We start from the raw sequence: 19,065 nt of genomic DNA, 5'->3' as shown, positions 1-19,065 counted from the left end.
GGAAGCTCTTGATTCAGGGGCTGATGACGCGGCCCTGGTGATCCACCAACGGGCCGCTGAAGTGCACGCCCGAGGCGTCGATGCTCAGGCCGACGCCGCCCAGTTGCAGGCTGATCAGCTGTGGCGTCATCGTCAGTTGCGCCGGGCCGATGCTCAGTGCAAGCGATTCGCGAGAACCACTGAATGCGGCCGGGCCGTTCTGCCAGTGCAAGGTGTGCGTGGCGTCGTCGTAGCCGCTTTCGCTGCCGTCGACATGCACCCGGCGCGTCAGCGTCGGTACCGTCGCCGTCGGCGGAAATCGGTCACTGTTGAGGCCGAACAACGCCACGCTTTGCGCGCCGCTTTCACCGCTGCCGTAGTTGAACAACAGGCACTGCTCGCCCACGCTCGGAATTCGTGACTCGCTCTGCGCCCCGGCGCTGGGGTTGAAGAACTTGATCGACGGCGTGAGCAATCCTCCGTGGCTGACTTGGCAAGTGTTGCTCGCAGCATCGACTGCCTGACAGACGCCGATGCGACAAAAACTCTCGGCACGTCGGTGCAGGTCGTCGATTTCCGCTTCCATCTCCGCCAGCCGCTCGATGATCGGCCCCAGTTGCATGCGCAGTAATGCGTCGAACATCGATCAGGCCTCCAGCGCGGTGTATTGGTCGGGGTCGTCGATGTCGCTGACTTCCCAGGTGCGAGCGAATTTCGGTGTGCCGAGCGGGTCGTCGAGCAAGGTCGGGCCGAGATAGAGGGTCTGGGTGAAGGTCAGCGTCCACGCCTTGTATGGCTGGTCGGCGCGGATCAGCACTGACGGCAGACCATCAAGGTTCATCGGCAGATCACATTGAGCACCGGGCAGTCCCCAACGATTGTCGGTGATCAGGTTTTTCAGTACGGCGATCAGATCGCAGGCGGCAAATGCGCTCGCAGAAAGTGCCGGAATGACTTGCAGCGACACCGTCATGACGTGGGCGATACGCCCGTCAGCGGCACGTGCGCCCGGTGCATTACGGTCGAAGTCGATCAACGCCCAGGCCTGAGCGCCGGGTGCCGTGAAGTCGTCGTGATTGCCGACCTGCAGGTTCAGGTCGGCGCTGTTGCGCAAGGTTGTCGCCATCGCCGTGAACAGCTGCGAAGGCTGCTGGATCGGTGCGGGCATGCATTGACCTCCTTTTCAAATGTCCACGCGCAGCCCCGCCGCATCAGTTGCAGCGAGGCAGGAAAGTGAGGTGGGGTTACTGTGGATCGCGCGGCGGGGGAACTTCGCAGACGCCGATGCGCTTGGCGGCCCAGCGTTCGTACAGACCGATGGCCACGTCGGCCCCGGCCATGGCGGTCAGGCAACCGAAAGCACCGGCCGCCCAGATCGACAGCCCGGCGGCGTACAGCAGCATGATCGCCGACACGCCGCAGATCATGCAGGCGCCGGAGCGCAGGGCCAGACGCCGCAGCAATGACCAGCCACGGGCGCCCTCCTTGTCGGCGCGCCACATTTCGCCGGACACCCCGCCCACTACAGCGAGGAGGATGACCAGCCAGATCGGCATGTCCGCCAACGCTTGTTGCTCGTTTGTCATGTCACGCCTCCTGGTTTCAGTTGATGAGTGATGTGTGTTGGGTTCAAGCGATGTCTCTTCAGGTAGGCATTCCGAAAAGCCCGGCGTTGAGGCCGGGCTTTTCAGTAATGCGCTCCAGATTTTGATAACGATGGATTTGAATCAGAAGGGGGCGACTGGCCACACGATAGTTGCGGGATAACCCGGCTGTTTATCGACGTCGCTGACGGCGATGCAATATTGTTTGTACGCCAGCAGCAGGGCTTGCTCTGTTGGAGTGGCAATGCCGGTATCAACTTTGTAATTCAGCGAGTTGAGCAGCAGCCAGCCCGCAGCGAAATTCAGCAACTGCCATTTCTGCTGTTCAGCTTCATTGCGCAGATCTTGCTCGGAGGGCGGCGTGAACGTCCAGACGCCATCGAATGTTGCGCCCCAGCCGACGCGAATCTGCGTATTACCTGTTACATCAACCCAAAACGAAGTTGGCGAAGCAGGTGCTTCCGGGCTGACTTCACTTTCCTTGAGCTGGGTAACTTTGCTGTATTCAACCAGTGCATAGAGATTCATTTAGTCTTCCTTTGTGTAGTGTTAGCGATGAACGTCGTGATGAAACCTGGCAGGCATTCCAAAAAGCCCGGCACTACGCCGGGCTTTTCAGTAATGCGCTCCTTCGCCTTCCTTCAAATCCTGTGTTCGAGAAGGAAGCTGACTTTTCGGCGCTACTGGCGCGGTACGAGTCCATTCAAATTGTTTTTCCGACCGCGGTCCCTGCCCGCCGGATAACTGCTTCTGGTGCTTTACGCTGCACACCCGGGTCAGTTGCCAACCCTCTGAACCGTTGAGGCCGGTTCATCGCTGCCTGTTCTTGTGGAACTAAAGAGCTGTCGTTGCCAGCCGCTTTGTCGAGCGGCTTGGTGGCAAGAATATGCATGGATGCATATACAGTCAATGCATAAATGCATTTATTTATGCGCAAGAAATGCATCGACGCATGAAAGCCGCATAAATCAAGGCGTTGGGGGGTTACTCGGGCGAAAAAAAACCCGCCAGGGGGCGGGTTTTCAGTGAAGGGGAAAGTCTATCGGGCGTACATGCCCCACCAGAAGACATGACCGAGGATGACGATCTGCTCTTCCTGCATGTCCTGGAAGCTATAGTCCTCGTCCGGATGCTCATCACGATTGAAACTGCGCAGACGGATGCCGGTCGGCAGGCGATAGAGCTGCTTCACGCGCAACTGACCGTTGTGATTGATTGCGTACAGGTCGCCATCGATGATGTCGCCAATCCCGCACTTGCCGGCGTTCACGCCGACCGTGGCGCCATCACGCAGCACCGGCATCATGCTGTTACCGCGCACCGTCACGCATTTGGCCTGGTCGAACTGCACACCGTTGTGCCGCAGGCTGCGCTTGCCGAAGCGCAGACTAGAGCGTTCGCTCTCTTCGATGACGAATCTTCCTGATCCAGCAGCCAATTCAACCTCGCGAAGAAAGGGCACCGACACCTCGTCATCATCGACAGGGGTATCGTCGTCCCACAGGCTTATGTCCTTGAGTTCCGCATGCACGTCATCGCGCGCGCCGCCCATCGCTGGTGCGACGTCTGCGCGACCACGCAATTGATCAGTGCTCACATTGAAGTATTCGGCGATCTTCGAAATGTGTTTATCCGAAGGATCGACGATCTTCCCGCTGAGAATCCGCGAGAGCGTTGATTGAGGCACGCCGGTGCGACGGTGGAGCTCCGTAGGGGAGATCCCGTGCTGGTCGAGCAGTGCTCTTAAGACGGAGGATACGTTGCGTTTTTGCATAACGCGCATAGTGCTTGAAGTTTTTTCCGAAGACAAATGCTGATTTGCATAAATCGTGCATATATCACAATTAAACGCAGAAAGTGCCAGCGGACTGTCATGCCTGCGTCAAGCAGACCGCCCATGGTAACCTTGCGCCCATCGCGGAAAAGCCCGGCGGTTGCCCTTGCTTTTGCCCTACATCATTTAACGAGTTACCTGACAATCCGATGAATAAAGCCGTCTCCGACCTGTCCTCCCACACCCCGATGATGCAGCAGTACTGGCGCCTGAAGAACCAGCACCCGGACCAGCTGATGTTCTATCGCATGGGCGACTTCTACGAGATCTTCTATGAAGACGCGAAGAAGGCTGCCAAGTTGCTCGACATCACCCTGACCGCGCGCGGTCAGTCGGCGGGACAGGCGATTCCGATGTGCGGGATTCCTTACCACGCGGCGGAAGGTTATCTGGCGAAACTGGTCAAGCTCGGCGAGTCGGTAGTGATCTGCGAGCAGGTCGGCGATCCCGCCACCAGCAAAGGTCCGGTAGAACGTCAGGTGGTACGGATCATTACCCCGGGCACGGTCAGTGACGAGGCGCTACTTGATGAGCGCCGCGACAATCTGATTGCGGCGGTACTGGGCGACGAGCGTCTGTTCGGTCTGGCTGTGCTGGACATCACCAGTGGCAACTTCACCGTGCTCGAGATCAAGGGCTGGGAGAACCTGCTGGCGGAACTGGAGCGGGTCAACCCGGTGGAACTGCTGATCCCGGACGATTGGCCGAAAGACCTGCCGGCGGAAAAACGCCGTGGCGTGCGTCGTCGCGCGCCGTGGGATTTCGAGCGTGATTCGGCGCTGAAAAGTCTCTGCCAGCAGTTTTCCACGCAAGACCTGAAAGGCTTCGGCTGCGAAACCCTGACCCTGGCCATCGGCGCCGCCGGTTGCTTGCTGGCCTACGCCAAGGAAACCCAGCGCACCGCCCTGCCCCATCTGCGCAGCCTGCGTCATGAGCGCCTGGATGACACTGTGGTGCTCGACGGCGCCAGCCGCCGCAACCTGGAACTCGATACCAACCTGGCCGGCGGTCGCGACAACACCCTGCAGTCGGTGGTCGATCGCTGCCAGACCGCGATGGGCAGCCGCCTGCTTACTCGTTGGCTGAACCGTCCGCTGCGTGATCTGACCGTGCTGCTGGCGCGGCAGACCTCGATCACTTGTCTGCTCGATGGCTACCGCTTCGAAAAACTCCAGCCACAGCTGAAGGAAATCGGCGACATCGAGCGGATTCTGGCGCGGATCGGCCTGCGCAATGCGCGCCCTCGCGACCTTGCTCGACTGCGTGATGCTCTCGGCGCCCTGCCACAACTGCAAGTGGCGATGACCGACCTGGAAGCGCCGCACCTGCAACGCCTGGCAACCACCACCAGCACCTACCCGGAACTGGCAGCGCTGCTGGAAAAAGCCATTATCGACAACCCGCCAGCGGTGATCCGCGACGGCGGCGTGCTGAAAACCGGTTACGACAGCGAACTCGATGAGCTGCAATCGCTGAGCGAGAACGCCGGCCAGTTCCTGATCGATCTCGAAGCCCGGGAAAAGGCGCGCACTGGCCTCGCCAACCTGAAAGTCGGCTACAACCGCATTCACGGCTACTTCATCGAGCTGCCGAGCAAGCAGGCGGAATCCGCGCCGGCCGATTACATCCGTCGCCAGACGCTCAAGGGCGCCGAGCGCTTCATCACGCCGGAGCTGAAAGAGTTCGAAGACAAGGCGCTGTCGGCCAAGAGCCGTGCCCTCGCTCGCGAGAAAATGCTCTACGAAGCGCTGCTGGAAGACCTGATCAGCCAGCTGCCACCACTGCAGGACACCGCCGGCGCACTGGCCGAACTGGATGTGCTGAGCAACCTCGCCGAACGTGCGCTGAACCTTGACCTGAACTGCCCGCGCTTCGTCAGCGAGCCGTGCATGCGCATCACCCAGGGTCGTCACCCGGTGGTCGAGCAAGTGCTGACCACGCCGTTCGTGGCTAACGACCTGAGCCTGGATGACAATACCCGGATGCTGGTGATCACCGGTCCGAACATGGGCGGTAAATCCACCTACATGCGCCAGACCGCATTGATCGTGCTGCTGGCGCATATCGGCAGCTTCGTGCCGGCGGCCAGTTGCGAGTTGTCGCTGGTGGACCGGATCTTCACCCGGATCGGCTCCAGCGATGACTTGGCCGGTGGCCGTTCGACCTTTATGGTCGAGATGAGCGAAACCGCTAACATCCTGCACAACGCTACCGAACGCAGCCTGGTGCTGATGGACGAAGTTGGGCGCGGCACCAGCACCTTCGACGGCCTGTCGTTGGCATGGGCGGCCGCCGAGCGTCTGGCCCATCTGCGTGCCTATACTCTATTTGCCACGCACTATTTCGAGCTCACCGTGTTGCCGGAAGCCGAGCCTTTGGTGGCCAACGTGCATCTGAACGCCACCGAGCACAACGAGCGCATCGTGTTCCTGCACCATGTGTTGCCGGGGCCTGCCAGCCAGAGCTACGGCCTGGCGGTAGCGCAACTGGCCGGCGTGCCGAGTGAAGTGATCGTGCGTGCCCGTGAGCACTTGAGCCGACTGGAAGACACCGCATTGCCGCATGAAGCGCCAAAGCCTGCCGTCAAAGGCAAACCGGCCGCTCCGCAGCAAAGCGATATGTTTGCCAGCCTGCCGCACCCAGTGCTCGATGAGTTGGCCAAAGTGGATCTCGATGACCTGACCCCGCGTCGAGCGCTCGAATTGTTATATGCACTCAAGAACCGGATCTAAGCACTAAAGAACCGGATATAACGCAAACGGCTTCAAGCTGTTAGAATCTCGCGCGGTTTGGGATGCTGCTGGCTAATAGCCTGGCTGGCAGACATCGCTCCCGAACCTGGCGACCCCAACCGTGAAGGGGCAACGCTGCCGCCGCCTGAGGAGAAAATTAGAAATGACCTTCGTCGTCACCGACAACTGCATCAAGTGCAAGTACACCGACTGCGTAGAAGTCTGTCCGGTGGACTGCTTTTACGAAGGCCCGAACTTCCTGGTGATTCACCCGGATGAGTGCATCGACTGCGCCCTGTGCGAACCGGAATGCCCGGCCGTCGCGATTTTCTCCGAGGACGAAGTTCCGGAAGAGATGCAGGAGTTCATTCAACTGAACGTTGAGTTGGCTGAAATCTGGCCAAACATCACCGAGAAGAAAGAATCGCTGCCGGATGCCGAAGAGTGGGATGGCGTCAAAGGCAAGATCAAAGACCTCGAACGCTGATCTGTCGCGCGTTACGAAAAGGCCCTTTGCGGGCCTTTTTGCTTTTGCGGGTTTTACTTTTCTACAGGCAAAAAAAGGGGCGGTTTGACCCGCCCACATTTTTTCCCTATTCCCTGTATTCCTTTTCATCGTCCTGATGAATCGCGTCCTGCGATGTCCATTCCCCTCTTCCTTGAAGGGCGTGTCTGTCCGTCGACACAGTGCTGATACTAAAGAGTTCCCTGCCGAGAGCAATCGGCGTTGCGAGCTGTAAAACGCTGTAATAAGCACTTCACAATAAAAAATAAACTTTTAAATCAACCAGTTAAACTCGATCACTCTGAGCAATCGACGTCTGCCGTCCTGCAAAAATAGGGAACACTTACGAAAGAGTAAGCCAAGGCTTACACCGTGAGACTACAAACGATGGAAATGCTGACCGTATGTCCGGCAATGAACTTTGTGGCGAGGGAGCTTGCTCCCGCTTGAGTGCGCAGCGCTCATGTATCTTGGGGTTGCTGCGCAATCCAGCGGGAGCAAGCGCCCTCGCCAAAGACAGTCATCAGCCAATATCCGAGCAATAAAAAGCCCCGAACCAGTCGGGGCTTTATGGGCGGTCGTTAAAGGCGCTTACTGAAACAGCGACTCGCTCGACAGGCCATTCTTCTCGAGGATTTCGCGAAGGCGCTTGAGGCCCTCCACCTGGATCTGCCGCACCCGTTCCCGGGTCAGGCCGATCTCCAGGCCTACATCTTCCAGCGTGCTGCTCTCATGCCCGCGCAGGCCGAAGCGGCGTACAACCACCTCGCGCTGCTTGTCGGTCAGTTCCGAGAGCCATTGATCGATGCTCTGCGACAGGTCGTCATCCTGCAGCAGTTCGCACGGATCGGTCGGACGGTCATCCGTCAGAGTGTCCAGCAGGGTTTTATCCGAATCCGGACCCAGCGAGACGTCGACCGAAGAAACCCGCTCGTTCAGGCCAAGCATGCGCTTGACCTCGCCCACCGGTTTTTCCAGCAGGTTGGCGATTTCTTCGGGTGAAGGTTCGTGATCGAGCTTTTGCGTCAGTTCCCGTGCCGCCCGCAGGTACACGTTGAGTTCCTTGACCACATGGATCGGCAGCCGGATGGTCCGGGTCTGATTCATGATCGCGCGCTCGATGGTCTGACGAATCCACCAGGTAGCGTAGGTCGAGAAGCGGAAGCCGCGCTCGGGATCGAACTTTTCCACCGCGCGGATCAAGCCGAGGTTGCCCTCTTCGATCAGGTCCAGCAGCGACAGCCCTCGATTGACGTAACGCCGGGCGATCTTCACGACCAGCCGCAGGTTACTTTCAATCATGCGCTTGCGCCCCGCCGGATCGCCACTTTGCGACAGACGCGCGAAGTGAACTTCTTCCTCGGGGGAGAGCAGTGGAGAAAAGCCGATTTCGTTGAGATACAGCTGCGTGGCATCGAGTGCCCGAGTGTAGTCGATGTACTTGTGTTGCTTAAGTGAAGCGGAGTGTTTGGATCTGGAACGAACGGAAGGTGGAGCAGCCCCTTCATCATTCGACATCGAATCCGAATCGATGCCGGTCTCCATAAGGAGAACCTCATCGTCGATGTCAAACTCCGGCACTTCTTTACTGAGAGCCATTGTTATAGTCCTTTGGTGAGTTCGACCCCAAGCTCAAGCGACGCCTTTATCCTTGGCAGCGCTGGAGCCTGTCCCCTCTACGCGACGGAACAGGCTGGCCTCAAATCAACGTTTGGGCAGGAACTGCAGCGGATCTACAGGTTTACCTTGTCGGCGAATCTCAAAATGCAGTTTCACCCGGTCTGTACCCGTTGACCCCATTTCGGCAATTGTCTGTCCGACCTTGACCTGCTGCCCCTCCCGTACCAACAGCCTGCGGTTATGTCCGTAGGCACTGACGTAGGTTTCGCTGTGTTTGATGATGACTAATTCGCCGTAGCCCCTTAAGCCACTCCCGGCGTAAACCACCGTCCCATCAGACGCAGCTAAAACAGGCTGTCCCAAATCTCCGGCGATATCAATTCCTTTATTCAAACTACCGTTTGAAGAGAATTTTCCAATCAGAATGCCATTAGATGGCCATCCCCAGCCGGTCGGGGCCGGACCCGGTGGAGGCAGTGGAGCAGGTGCCGATTTACTGGCGACGGACGGTGCAGCCCCCGCAGAACCAGCACCGGAGCCGGTCACCGTGGTGGTCGTCGTGCCATTCGCCTGGCGCCGGATTACCGTAGTCTTGCTCGACGATGATGGCGCGGAACCACCGTTGCTTACCACCGCCGTCGGCGTTGAACCGGTACGGCCGTCAAAGCGAATTGTCTGACCCGGGTGGATCGTATACGGCGTAGGAATATTGTTCCGGGCAGCGAGGGCTTTGTAGTCCCAGCCGTAGCGAAAAGCGATGGAAAACAGCGTATCGCCCGGACGGACTACATACTGCCCGGTCGTGACTGCCTGTCGCTGGGCCGCCGCATTGTTACGATCGACCACCCGCACGTTACTCGATTTGGTGCTGGAGCAACCGACCAGCAAGGTGCTCAAGACAAGGCCAGTCACCAGGCGCTGAAAGCTCGTGTTACCCATACGCTGCGCAATGACTGTGAGACTCACCCGCCGCTCCCTTTGTGGTGGCTGAAAAAATTTGGAATGCCCATTCAGGCATGAGGTGTCGCAAGTATAACGGGCCGCGCCGTCTTTACCTTTAATGAAGCGAAATCGCTGCACGCACACGTTTGCCGAGAACCGATCGACTGCGTTTAAACGCTCGTCGCCGCTGTAAGACCGAAGCCAACGCCAGGAATTCAGCGCCCGCAAACAAATGCTCAGGCCAGTGGGCCATTGAGCAATGGCACGAAGCGCACCGCCCCCAGAACGTGACGAGAAAAGCCGTGTTCTTCGCGCACGATCAGCATCAGTTGCTGCACTTCCCCCGAGCCGACCGGAATCACCATCCGCCCGCCCGGTGCCAGCTGATCGAGCAACGCCTGCGGCACATCGGTCGCGACCGCGGTGACGATGATGCCGTTGTACGGCGCCAGCGCCGGCCAGCCTTCCCAGCCATCGCCCCAGCGGAACACCACGTTACGCAGGTTCAGTTCGACCAGACGTTCCTTGGCCCGATCCTGCAAGACCTTGATGCGCTCGACCGAGAACACCCGTTCGACCAGTTGCGACAGCACGGCCGTCTGGTAACCCGAACCGGTGCCGATCTCCAGCACCTTGTCCAGCGGCCCCGCCTCCAGCAGCAGCTCGCTCATGCGCGCCACCATATAAGGCTGAGAGATGGTCTGGTTGTGGCCGATCGGCAGTGCGGTGTCTTCGTAGGCACGGTGCGCCAGCGCTTCATCGACAAACAGATGACGCGGCGTACGGCGGATCACTTCCAGCACCTTGGCGTTGGACAGGCCTTCTTCGTAGAGACGCTGAATCAGACGTTCGCGCGTGCGCTGCGACGTCATGCCGATGCCGCTGCGCAGTCTGTCTTCGTGTTCACGAGCCATCAGCGCAGTCCCTCCAGCCAGCCGTCGAGGCTTCTGAAGGCATCGTTGAAGGTGCGATCGAGCTGCAACGGCGTGATCGACACATAGCCCTGCATCACCGCATGAAAATCAGTGCCCGGGCCGCCGTCTTCGGCATCGCCGGCAGCAGCAATCCAGTAACCGGCCTTGCCCCGCGGATCGACCACTTTCATCGGCGCTGCCGCGCGGGCGCGATGGCCCAGACGGGTCAGCTGAATGCCCCGAATATGGTCGATCGGCAGATTGGGAATGTTCACGTTCAGCACCGTACGCGGCGGCAGGTCCAGCCCGGCATGGGCCTCGACCAGTTTGCGCGCGAAATGTGCTGCTGTCGCAAGATTGTCCACCTGTCGCGAACACAGCGAGAACGCAAATGAAGGGCGCTCGAGAAAGCGTCCTTCGAGGGCTGCCGCCACGGTGCCGGAATACAGCACGTCATCACCCAGATTGGCACCGAGGTTGATCCCGGAAACCACCATGTCCGGCTCGCGCTCCAGCAGGCCGTTGAGGCCCAGGTGCACGCAGTCGGTCGGCGTACCGTTGAGGCTGATGAAACCGTTGGCCAGGTATTGCGGGTGCAGCGGACGGTCGAGCGTCAGCGAACTGCTGGCGCCGCTTTTGTCCTGCTCCGGGGCGATAACCACGCACTCGGTGTAATCCGCCAGCGCAGCATAAAGCGCGGCGAGACCGGGTGCGGTTACCCCATCGTCGTTAGAAATCAGAATACGCATGGGCTGTCCGTCTGCCCCACCGGCACCAGATCAACGAGTTCGCGCACCAATACGGTGGCGAAGCATCCGGCCGGGAGGACGAATTCCAGTTGCAGAATGTCAGGCTGGGGATAATGCCACGACAGCCCGCCAATGGGCAGCCGCAGGATGCGACGTTCGTGGCTCATTCCGGCATTGATCAACCAATCGCGCAGATCCGCCTCGCGCTCGGCAATCCCCTGCTCCAGGTCATGGACAGCGCCGGCAGTCGGTGAGTCACCTTCGCCCCACTGCGGGCCGGTCGGGTGCAGGTCGAGAATCGCCAGGCGCGGATCGCTGCATTCGGCCTCACCGGCCGGGAAGAAACTGCGGCTGTCGGTAAACGCCAGCAGGTCGCCGACCTGCGCTTGCTGCCAGGTGCCATCGGCCACCCGGGCGGCCAGCACCTGATTGAACAGAAAACTGCGCGCCGTCGACAGCAGCCGCGAACGCACATTGCGCTGCTCCGGCAGCGCCTTGCGCGCCGCCCAGGCACGCGCATCAACGACGTTGCCGCCGTCATGGCCGAAACGCTGGGCGCCGAAATAATTGGGAATGCCTTGCCTGGCGATCAGTTGCAGACGCTGTTCGATCGCGTCCTTGTCGCCGGCAAACTGGGTCAGGCGCAAGGTGAAGCCGTTGGCCGAATGCGCGCCGCGTTGCAGCTTGCGCTTGTGGCGCGTGGTCTTGAGGATCTTCAGCGTGTCGTTTTCCGCCGCCGACAGATCCGGGTCGGCCTTGCCCGGCAGTTGCACGCTGAACCACTGACGGGTCAGTGCCTGACGATCCTTGAGCCCGGCATAACTGACGGTGCGCAATGGCACGCCGGCGGCCTTGGCAATTCGGCGTGCTGCTTCTTCGGTGTTCAGACCACGCTTTTCGACCCAGATCCACAGGTGCTCACCATCGCCGCTGAACGGGATGTCGAGCACTTCATCGACCTGGAAATCTTCGGCGATGGCTTTCAGTACCGCAGTGCCGAGTGGTTCACCATAGGCCCGCGGGCCGAGCAATTGCAGTTCGTTCATGCGCGCAGCAACAAGGCAACGGAGTGTACGGCGATGCCTTCTTCGCGACCGACAAAGCCGAGTTTTTCGGTGGTGGTAGCTTTCACGTTCACTTGATCCAGCTCAACTTGCAGATCGGCGGCGATCAACGCGCGCATCGCTTCGATATGCGGGGCCATTTTTGGCACCTGAGCGACGATGGTGTTGTCGACGTTGCCGACTTTCCAGCCCTTGGCGTGGATCAGCGCGACCACATGACGCAGCAGCACACGGCTGTCGGCGCCCTTGAATTGCGGGTCGGTGTCCGGAAAGTGCTTGCCGATATCGCCCAGCGCGGCCGCGCCGAGCAACGCATCGCTCAAGGCGTGCAGCAGGACGTCACCGTCGGAATGAGCGAGCAGCCCGAAGCTGTGTGCAATGCGCACGCCGCCCAGAGTAATGAAATCGCCTTCAGCGAAACGGTGAACATCGTAGCCGTGGCCAATACGCATAAAAAAACGCCCCGATTTTTGTCAGGGCGTGATTCTACCTGCATTAGCCGCGCAGAGCGCGTGCGTGATGCTGCAAGTGGTCGTCTATGAAGCTTGAGATGAAGAAATAGCTGTGGTCGTAGCCCGGTTGCAGGCGCAACGTCAGCGGATGACCCGCTTGTTTTGCAGCTTGTTGCAGGGCTTGCGGCTTGAGCTGATTTTCGAGGAAGTCATCGCGATCACCCTGATCGACCAGTAACGGCAGTTTTTCGCTGGCCTCGGCTATCAGTGCACAGGCATCCCATTCTTTCCACTTGGAGCGATCTTCACCCAGGTAACGGGAGAACGCCTTTTGCCCCCACGGGCAATCCATCGGGTTGTTGATCGGCGAAAACGCCGACACCGACTGGTAACGCCCCGGGTTGCGCAGCGCACAAACCAGTGCACCGTGGCCGCCCATGGAATGGCCGCTGATGCTGCGTTTATCCGACGCCGGGAAATGCGCTTCAACCAGTGAAGGCAATTCCTGCACGACATAGTCATGCATCCGATAGTGCCGCGACCACGGTTCCTGCGTGGCATTCAGGTAGAACCCGGCTCCGAGGCCGAAATCCCAGGCGCCATCCGGATCACCCGGTACATCCGGGCCACGCGGACTGGTGTCCGGCGCGACGATGATCAGACCGAGTTCAGCGGCCATGCGCATCGCACCGGCCTTTTGCATGAAGTTCTCGTCGGTGCAGGTCAGGCCGGACAGCCAATACAGCACCGGCAGCTTGCCGCCCTGCTCCGCTTGCGGCGGCAGATACACGGCAAACACCATGTCGCAGCCGAGTACGTCGGAACGGTGGCGATAGCGCTTGTGCCAGCCGCCGAAACTTTTCTGACAGGAGATGTTTTCCAGACTCATGTAAAGACTCCTACGCGGCCCCGGCTACAAACCTTCAAGGTCTGTAGCTGGGGCGTCGCGATTGATCAGAAATGAATGACGGTACGAATGCTCTTGCCTTCATGCATCAAGTCGAAGGCCTTGTTGATGTCTTCCAGACCCATGGTGTGGGTAATGAAAGTATCCAGCGGGATCTCGCCGCTCTGCGCCATGTCGACGTAGCTTGGCAACTCGGTACGACCACGCACGCCGCCGAACGCCGAACCGCGCCAGACGCGACCGGTTACCAGTTGGAACGGACGGGTCGAAATTTCCTGACCGGCACCGGCAACACCGATGATCACCGATTCGCCCCAACCCTTGTGGCAGCATTCCAGCGCGGCACGCATCAGTTGCACGTTGCCGATGCATTCGAAGGAGAAGTCGACGCCGCCATCGGTCATGTCGACGATCACTTCCTGGATCGGACGATCGAAGTCTTTCGGGTTGACGCAATCGGTGGCGCCCAGCTGCTTGGCGATTTCGAACTTGGCCGGGTTGATGTCGATGGCGATGATCCGCGCAGCCTTGGCTTTCACTGCGCCAATGACGGCCGACAGACCGATGCCGCCGAGACCGAAGATCGCCACGGTGTCACCTGGCTTGACCTTCGCAGTGTTGATCACCGCGCCGATACCAGTGGTCACGCCGCAACCGAGCAGGCAGACTTTTTCCAGCGGCGCATCCTTGGCGATTTTCGCCACGGAGATTTCCGGCAGCACGGTGTACTCGGAGAAGGTCGATGTCCCCATGTAGTGGAAAATCGTTTGGCCCTTGTAGGAAAAGCGCGAAGTGCCGTCCGGCATCAGACCTTTGCCCTGAGTAGCGCGAATCGCCTGACACAGGTTGGTCTTGCCCGACTTGCAGAATTTGCACTGACCGCATTCCGGGGTGTACAGCGGAATCACGTGGTCGCCAACCGCAACAGACGTCACGCCCTCGCCGATGGCTTCAACGATCGCACCGCCTTCGTGGCCGAGGATCGACGGGAAGATGCCTTCCGGGTCAGCACCGGACAGGGTGTAGGCGTCGGTGTGGCAAACCCCGGAAGCCACTACGCGCAGCAACACTTCACCGGCCTTGGGCATGGCCACATCGACTTCTACGATTTCCAGCGGCTTCTTGGCCTCGAAGGCAACGGCGGCGCGCGACTTGATCATGCTGACTCTCCAGTGAATCCATTGAATAAAAAAACCAGATTGGCAGTGTAGTACAGCGCGATCTGATGAATAATCCGGACAAAAGCAAAACATTATTGCCATACAGGGATAATCCCGATGTCGGAAAACCGCTGGGAAGGCATCGACGAGTTCGTCGCCGTCGCCGAATGCAGCCAGTTCACCGCCGCAGCAGAACGCCTCGGGGTTTCGTCCTCGCACATCAGCCGACAAATCGTACGACTGGAGGAGCGATTGCAGACGCGTCTGCTCTATCGCAGTACCCGTCGCGTGGCTCTGACCGAAGCCGGACAGACCTTTCTGCAGCATTGTCAGCGCCTGCAGGACGGTCGCGAAGAAGCCCTGCGCGCGGTCGGCGATCTGACCAGCGAACCCAAAGGCATGCTGCGCATGACCTGTGCCGTGGCGTATGGCGAACGGTTTATCGTGCCGCTGGTGACGCGGTTCATGGGGCATTACCCACAACTGCGGATCGATATCGAGCTGACCAACCGCCAGCTCGATCTGGTGCATGAAGGGCTGGATCTGGCGATTCGTCTGGGTCGGCTGCAGGATTCGCGGTTGGTCGCCACCCGCCTGGCGCCGCGTCGGATGTATCTGTGCGCGTCCCCGTCCTACGTTGAACGGTATGGCCGCCCACACAGTTTGTCGGAACTGAGCCGCCACAATTGCCTGATCGGCAGCTCGGATCTGTGGCAACTGGAACAGAACGGTCGGGAATTTTCCCAGCGCGTGCAGGGAAACTGGCGTTGCAACAGTGGGCAGGCGGTGCTGGATGCGGCGCTGCAAGGGGTTGGTTTATGTCAGTTGCCGGACTATTACGTGCTGGAGCATTTGCACAGCGGGGCGCTGATTTCTTTATTGGAGGCGCATCAGCCGCCGAATACGGCGGTGTGGGCGTTGTATCCGCAGCAGCGGCATTTGTCACCGAAGGTGCGCAAGCTGGTGGATTTCTTGAAGGAAGGGTTGGCCGAGCGGCCGGAGTATCGGAGCTGAGTTATGCGGTGCCTGAGCAGCCGTCTTCGCGAGCAAGCTCGCTCCCACAGGGGATCCTCAGTGGATGCAGATTGGGTGTCAGGCGCGAATCAAAGGTGGGAGCGAGCTTGCTCGCGAAGGCGGCAGAACAGGCGCCACAGCATTCAGCGGCGATTGGCCCAACGCTGACGCAACCACTCCAGGTCTTCCGGCCGGGTGACCTTGAGGTTGTCCGCACGCCCTTCGATCAGTCGTGGCGCCAGACCGGCCCACTCCATCGCCGAGGCTTCATCGGTGATAAGCGCATCGGCCACCAGGCTGTCAGCCAGCGCTCGATGCAACGCACCGAGGCGGAACATTTGCGGTGTATACGCCTGCCAGATCACGCTGCGATCAACGGTTTCGAGCACACGACCGTGCTTGTCGACCCGCTTCAGGGTGTCCCGCGCTGGCACGGCCAGTAAACCGCCAACGGCATCATCCGCCAGTTCAACCAGCAACTTGTCGAGATCGTCACGGCTCAGGTTAGGTCGGGCCGCATCGTGGACCAGCACCCAGTCATCGTCATCGGCACCCTGCGCATGCAAATGCAGCAAGGCATTGAGCACCGACCCGGAACGCTCGGAGCCGCCCTCGACACGCTGAATTCGCGAGTCGCTGGCGCAGGCGAGGTTCGGCCAATAGGGATCATCAACAGCAAGACTGACCACCAGCCCTTTGAGGCTCGGGTGATCGAGGAAACAGCCGAGGCTGTGTTCAAGAATCGTGCGCCCGCCCAGTTGCAGGTATTGCTTGGGACGGTCCGCGGCCATTCGGGCACCGACGCCCGCGGCAGGAATCACGGCCCAGAAGGCCGGCAGAGAATCGATCATTGCGCGAGCTGGTAAAGGGTTTCACCGTCCTTGACCATGCCCAGCTCATGGCGAGCCCGCTCTTCAACGGTCTCCATGCCTTTTTTCAGCTCGCTGACCTCAGCGTCCATCACCCGGTTGCGCTCCAGCAGGGCTTCGTTCTCGGCGTGTTGATCAGCAATCTGCTGATTCAGCTCGGCGACCTGCGCCAGACTGCCATTGCCCACCCACAGGCGGTACTGCAGACCGGCCAGCAGCAAGAGCAAAACGAGAAACAACCAGTAAGGACTGCGCATCGAATATCAGGTATCCAGTGAAAAAAGACAGCCACGCGAAAACTTTGAAACGTCTGATAGCACGAAGCCTGGAAGATCCAGGCTTGTGCATATAAGGCATCAGATTAGTGGCAAATCCATCGCTGTCACGACTTTTCCGACACAATCCGGTGTCTTTTTAACATCTACTGCTTAACCGCGGAACTCGGAGCGACCGTTGTACTTGGCTTTGCCATTCAACTGCTCTTCGATACGCAGCAGTTGGTTGTACTTGGAAACGCGGTCGGAACGGCACAGCGAACCGGTCTTGATCTGGCCAGCCGAGGTGCCCACAGCCAGGTCGGCGATGGTCGAATCTTCGGTTTCGCCCGAACGGTGCGAGATCACGGCGGTGTAACCGGCAGCCTTGGCCATCTGGATGGCTTCCAGGGTTTCGGTCAGGGTACCGATCTGGTTGAACTTGATCAGGATCGAGTTGGCGATCTTTTTATCGATGCCTTCTTTCAGGATCTTGGTGTTGGTCACGAACAGGTCGTCACCAACCAGTTGAGTCTTCTCGCCGATCTTGTCGGTGAGGATCTTCCAGCCAGCCCAGTCGGACTCGTCCAGACCGTCTTCGATCGAGATGATCGGATAACGTTCGGTCAGACCTTTCAGGTAGTCGGCGAAACCTTCAGCGGTGAACACCTGACCTTCGCCGGACAGGTTGTACTTGCCGTCTTCGTAGAACTCGCTGGCCGCGCAGTCCAGCGCCAGGGTCACGTCGGTGCCCAGCTTGTAACCGGCGTTGGCCACGGCTTCGGAGATCACTTTCAGCGCGTCTTCGTTGGACGCCAGGTTCGGTGCGAAACCGCCTTCGTCGCCAACGGCGGTGCTCAGGCCGCGGGCCTTCAGCACAGCTTTGAGGTGATGGAAAATCTCGGTGCCCATGCGCAGACCTTCCGAGAAGGTCTTGGCGCCAACCGGCTGCACCATGAATTCCTGGATGTCGACGTTGTTATCGGCGTGTTCGCCACCGTTGATGATGTTCATCATCGGCACCGGCATCGAGTAGACGCCCGGTGTGCCGTTCAGGTTGGCGATGTGTGCGTACAGCGGCAGATCCTGATCCTGTGCAGCCGCCTTGGCCGCAGCCAGGGACACCGCGAGGATGGCGTTGGCGCCCAGGGTTGCCTTGTTTTCGGTACCGTCGAGCTTGATCATCGCGTGGTCGAGGGCTTTCTGGTCGCTTGGGTCAGTGCCCAGCAGCAGATCGCGGATCGGACCGTTGATGTTGGCTACCGCCTTGAGCACGCCCTTGCCCAGGTAACGGCTCTTGTCGCCATCACGCAGCTCGAGCGCTTCACGCGAGCCAGTGGATGCACCGGACGGCGCGCAAGCGCTGCCGATGATGCCGTTGTCGAGAAGCACGTCCGCTTCCACGGTGGGATTGCCACGGGAGTCGAGAACTTCACGACCTTTGATGTCGACGATTTTTGCCATTGTTGTAAACACTCCAAAGTTGACGAAAACGACGCAGCTAGAGGAAATCTTTTGACCGTCGGCAAGTGGTGTGCAGCGGGCAGCTTGCAGACGACAACGCACATGCCCGAGGGCATGTGCGACAAATCGTGCGGTACTTTACCGGAGAAATGAGGTTTACGCGGTTTCTACCGTCGGAAAACTCTTCACCAGTTCGTCCAAGGCTTTGAGCTGGGCCAGAAATGGCTCCAGTTTGTCCAGACGCAAGGCGCAAGGGCCGTCGCATTTGGCGTTGTCCGGATCCGGATGCGCTTCGAGGAACAGACCGGCCAGCGCCTGGCTCATGCCGGCCTTGGCCAGATCCAGAACCTGCGCACGGCGACCGCCGGCGGAGTCGGCACGACCGCCAGGCATTTGCAGCGCGTGGGTCACGTCGAAGAATACCGGGTACTCGAACTGCTTCATGATGCCGAAGCCGAGCATGTCGACCACGAGGTTGTTATAGCCGAAGCTCGAACCACGCTCGCAGAGGATCAATTGATCGTTACCCGCTTCCACGCACTTGTTCAGGATGTGTTTCATTTCCTGAGGCGCGAGGAACTGGGCTTTCTTGATGTTGATCACTGCGTTGGTCTTGGCCATCGCGACGACCAGATCGGTCTGGCGCGACAGAAAGGCCGGCAGCTGGATGATGTCGCAGACTTCAGCGACGACCGCGGCCTGATCAGGCTCGTGGACGTCGGTGATGATCGGCACGCCGAAGGCTTGCTTGATGTCCTGGAAGATGCGCATGCCCTCTTCCAGGCCAGGACCGCGATACGAGGTCACAGAAGATCGGTTGGCCTTGTCGAAACTGGCCTTGAACACGTAAGGGATACCGAGTTTCTCGGTGACCTTCACGTACTCTTCGCAAACCTGCATGGCCATGTCACGGCTTTCCAGCACGTTCATGCCGCCGAACAGCACCATGGGCTTGTCGTTGGCGATCTCGATGTTGCCTACGCGGATGATCTTCTGTGCCAT

20 protein-coding genes are annotated in these 19,065 nt (G+C 59.5%); 3 read left to right on the top strand and 17 right to left on the bottom strand.

The features are described from left to right. Positions 1-13: 13 nt before the first annotated feature. The 5 genes from V9L13_RS26560 to V9L13_RS26540 all read right to left on the bottom strand — a co-directional run bounded on the left by V9L13_RS26560 (position 14) and on the right by V9L13_RS26540 (position 3,357). On the bottom strand, positions 14-622 hold the full coding sequence (locus V9L13_RS26560) for a phage baseplate assembly protein V (protein WP_003222187.1): 609 nt from the start codon (positions 620-622) through the stop codon (positions 14-16). A 3-nt stretch (positions 623-625) separates the two neighbouring features. Continuing rightward, on the bottom strand, positions 626-1,147 hold the full coding sequence (locus tag V9L13_RS26555; protein ID WP_338800935.1) for a hypothetical protein: 522 nt from the start codon (positions 1,145-1,147) through the stop codon (positions 626-628). 76 nt (positions 1,148-1,223) lie between these two features. Beyond that, the gene (locus tag V9L13_RS26550) at positions 1,224-1,565 is read right to left on the bottom strand and encodes a phage holin family protein (protein ID WP_003222183.1); all 342 of its coding nucleotides are present in this window, start codon (positions 1,563-1,565) and stop codon (positions 1,224-1,226) included. Between the two features lie 141 nt (positions 1,566-1,706). After that, complete coding sequence (locus V9L13_RS26545) at positions 1,707-2,111, bottom strand: tail fiber assembly protein (protein ID WP_338800934.1); 405 nt, start codon at positions 2,109-2,111, stop codon at positions 1,707-1,709. Positions 2,112-2,622: 511 nt separating this feature from the next. Then, entirely contained in the window at positions 2,623-3,357 is a 735-nt protein-coding gene (locus tag V9L13_RS26540; RefSeq protein ID WP_262142726.1) for an XRE family transcriptional regulator, read from the bottom strand. A gap of 209 nt (positions 3,358-3,566) precedes the next feature. Here V9L13_RS26540 and mutS point away from each other — a divergent pair, with 209 nt between their 5' ends. Beyond that, positions 3,567-6,149, top strand: a complete 2,583-nt coding sequence (gene mutS / locus V9L13_RS26535; protein WP_007964305.1) for a DNA mismatch repair protein MutS — start codon at positions 3,567-3,569, stop codon at positions 6,147-6,149. A gap of 163 nt (positions 6,150-6,312) precedes the next feature. After that, complete coding sequence (gene fdxA / locus V9L13_RS26530; protein ID WP_007908827.1) at positions 6,313-6,636, top strand: ferredoxin FdxA; 324 nt, start codon at positions 6,313-6,315, stop codon at positions 6,634-6,636. A 609-nt stretch (positions 6,637-7,245) separates the two neighbouring features. Here fdxA and rpoS read toward each other — a convergent pair. From rpoS to V9L13_RS26490, 8 genes are all read right to left on the bottom strand, one after another. Further along, positions 7,246-8,253: an RNA polymerase sigma factor RpoS gene (gene rpoS, locus V9L13_RS26525; protein ID WP_103486013.1), complete on the bottom strand. Its 1,008-nt coding sequence runs from the start codon at positions 8,251-8,253 to the stop codon at positions 7,246-7,248. 105 nt (positions 8,254-8,358) lie between these two features. Beyond that, positions 8,359-9,240, bottom strand: coding sequence for a peptidoglycan DD-metalloendopeptidase family protein (locus tag V9L13_RS26520; protein ID WP_338802906.1), 882 nt, complete (start codon positions 9,238-9,240; stop codon positions 8,359-8,361). A gap of 212 nt (positions 9,241-9,452) precedes the next feature. Continuing rightward, a complete protein-coding gene (locus V9L13_RS26515) occupies positions 9,453-10,088 on the bottom strand; it encodes a protein-L-isoaspartate(D-aspartate) O-methyltransferase (protein WP_169841266.1) in 636 nt (211 codons plus the stop codon). Between the two features lie 41 nt (positions 10,089-10,129). Beyond that, positions 10,130-10,879 (bottom strand): 5'/3'-nucleotidase SurE, encoded by a 750-nt coding sequence (gene surE / locus V9L13_RS26510; protein ID WP_003222170.1) that lies wholly within the window; start codon positions 10,877-10,879, stop codon positions 10,130-10,132. After that, entirely contained in the window at positions 10,867-11,925 is a 1,059-nt protein-coding gene (truD, locus tag V9L13_RS26505; protein ID WP_003222168.1) for a tRNA pseudouridine(13) synthase TruD, read from the bottom strand. Before truD ends, surE begins: the two co-directional genes overlap by 13 nt. Beyond that, positions 11,922-12,395: a 2-C-methyl-D-erythritol 2,4-cyclodiphosphate synthase gene (ispF, locus tag V9L13_RS26500; protein WP_338800933.1), complete on the bottom strand. Its 474-nt coding sequence runs from the start codon at positions 12,393-12,395 to the stop codon at positions 11,922-11,924. The genes truD and ispF overlap by 4 nt, the downstream gene beginning before the upstream one ends. Before the next feature lie 43 nt (positions 12,396-12,438). Beyond that, positions 12,439-13,284 carry an S-formylglutathione hydrolase gene (gene fghA, locus V9L13_RS26495; protein ID WP_338800932.1) on the bottom strand — a complete coding sequence of 282 codons (846 nt, stop codon included), beginning with the start codon at positions 13,282-13,284 and terminating at the stop codon, positions 12,439-12,441. 65 nt (positions 13,285-13,349) lie between these two features. Then, positions 13,350-14,462 carry an S-(hydroxymethyl)glutathione dehydrogenase/class III alcohol dehydrogenase gene (locus V9L13_RS26490; protein WP_027611042.1) on the bottom strand — a complete coding sequence of 371 codons (1,113 nt, stop codon included), beginning with the start codon at positions 14,460-14,462 and terminating at the stop codon, positions 13,350-13,352. Positions 14,463-14,579: 117 nt separating this feature from the next. Here V9L13_RS26490 and V9L13_RS26485 point away from each other — a divergent pair, with 117 nt between their 5' ends. Next, positions 14,580-15,476, top strand: a complete 897-nt coding sequence (locus V9L13_RS26485) for a LysR substrate-binding domain-containing protein (RefSeq protein ID WP_103486008.1) — start codon at positions 14,580-14,582, stop codon at positions 15,474-15,476. Between the two features lie 143 nt (positions 15,477-15,619). Here V9L13_RS26485 and ispD read toward each other — a convergent pair whose 3' ends face one another. The 4 genes from ispD to kdsA form a co-directional block, all read right to left on the bottom strand. Then, complete coding sequence (gene ispD, locus V9L13_RS26480; RefSeq protein ID WP_262142721.1) at positions 15,620-16,327, bottom strand: 2-C-methyl-D-erythritol 4-phosphate cytidylyltransferase; 708 nt, start codon at positions 16,325-16,327, stop codon at positions 15,620-15,622. Then, positions 16,324-16,602: a cell division protein FtsB gene (gene ftsB, locus V9L13_RS26475; RefSeq protein WP_003222158.1), complete on the bottom strand. Its 279-nt coding sequence runs from the start codon at positions 16,600-16,602 to the stop codon at positions 16,324-16,326. Before ftsB ends, ispD begins: the two co-directional genes overlap by 4 nt. 171 nt (positions 16,603-16,773) lie before the next feature. Next, on the bottom strand, positions 16,774-18,063 hold the full coding sequence (gene eno, locus V9L13_RS26470) for a phosphopyruvate hydratase (RefSeq protein ID WP_003222156.1): 1,290 nt from the start codon (positions 18,061-18,063) through the stop codon (positions 16,774-16,776). 156 nt (positions 18,064-18,219) lie between these two features. Next, the gene (kdsA, locus tag V9L13_RS26465; RefSeq protein WP_003222154.1) at positions 18,220-19,065 is read right to left on the bottom strand and encodes a 3-deoxy-8-phosphooctulonate synthase; all 846 of its coding nucleotides are present in this window, start codon (positions 19,063-19,065) and stop codon (positions 18,220-18,222) included.

Origin of the sequence: Pseudomonas sp. RSB 5.4 (genome assembly GCF_037126175.1) — a bacterium.
Lineage (GTDB): Bacteria > Pseudomonadota > Gammaproteobacteria > Pseudomonadales > Pseudomonadaceae > Aquipseudomonas > Aquipseudomonas fluorescens_H.
The sequence above is the reverse complement of the archived record's forward strand: the minus strand, read 5'-3'. Positions and strand labels throughout refer to the sequence as shown.

Coding starts and splice junctions, on each gene's coding strand:
- ispF (WP_338800933.1), bottom strand. CDS start 12,395: ATGCGTATTGGCCACGGCTACGATGTTCACCGTTTCGCTGAAGGCGAT.
- V9L13_RS26515 (WP_169841266.1), bottom strand. CDS start 10,088: ATGACGTCGCAGCGCACGCGCGAACGTCTGATTCAGCGTCTCTACGAA.
- rpoS (WP_103486013.1), bottom strand. CDS start 8,253: ATGGCTCTCAGTAAAGAAGTGCCGGAGTTTGACATCGACGATGAGGTT.
- truD (WP_003222168.1), bottom strand. CDS start 11,925: ATGAACGAACTGCAATTGCTCGGCCCGCGGGCCTATGGTGAACCACTC.
- V9L13_RS26540 (WP_262142726.1), bottom strand. CDS start 3,357: ATGCAAAAACGCAACGTATCCTCCGTCTTAAGAGCACTGCTCGACCAG.
- V9L13_RS26490 (WP_027611042.1), bottom strand. CDS start 14,462: ATGATCAAGTCGCGCGCCGCCGTTGCCTTCGAGGCCAAGAAGCCGCTG.
- fdxA (WP_007908827.1), top strand. CDS start 6,313: ATGACCTTCGTCGTCACCGACAACTGCATCAAGTGCAAGTACACCGAC.
- mutS (WP_007964305.1), top strand. CDS start 3,567: ATGAATAAAGCCGTCTCCGACCTGTCCTCCCACACCCCGATGATGCAG.
- kdsA (WP_003222154.1), bottom strand. CDS start 19,065: ATGGCACAGAAGATCATCCGCGTAGGCAACATCGAGATCGCCAACGAC.
- ftsB (WP_003222158.1), bottom strand. CDS start 16,602: ATGCGCAGTCCTTACTGGTTGTTTCTCGTTTTGCTCTTGCTGCTGGCC.
- V9L13_RS26555 (WP_338800935.1), bottom strand. CDS start 1,147: ATGCCCGCACCGATCCAGCAGCCTTCGCAGCTGTTCACGGCGATGGCG.
- ispD (WP_262142721.1), bottom strand. CDS start 16,327: ATGATCGATTCTCTGCCGGCCTTCTGGGCCGTGATTCCTGCCGCGGGC.
- V9L13_RS26485 (WP_103486008.1), top strand. CDS start 14,580: ATGTCGGAAAACCGCTGGGAAGGCATCGACGAGTTCGTCGCCGTCGCC.
- V9L13_RS26550 (WP_003222183.1), bottom strand. CDS start 1,565: ATGACAAACGAGCAACAAGCGTTGGCGGACATGCCGATCTGGCTGGTC.
- V9L13_RS26560 (WP_003222187.1), bottom strand. CDS start 622: ATGTTCGACGCATTACTGCGCATGCAACTGGGGCCGATCATCGAGCGG.
- surE (WP_003222170.1), bottom strand. CDS start 10,879: ATGCGTATTCTGATTTCTAACGACGATGGGGTAACCGCACCCGGTCTC.
- eno (WP_003222156.1), bottom strand. CDS start 18,063: ATGGCAAAAATCGTCGACATCAAAGGTCGTGAAGTTCTCGACTCCCGT.
- V9L13_RS26545 (WP_338800934.1), bottom strand. CDS start 2,111: ATGAATCTCTATGCACTGGTTGAATACAGCAAAGTTACCCAGCTCAAG.
- fghA (WP_338800932.1), bottom strand. CDS start 13,284: ATGAGTCTGGAAAACATCTCCTGTCAGAAAAGTTTCGGCGGCTGGCAC.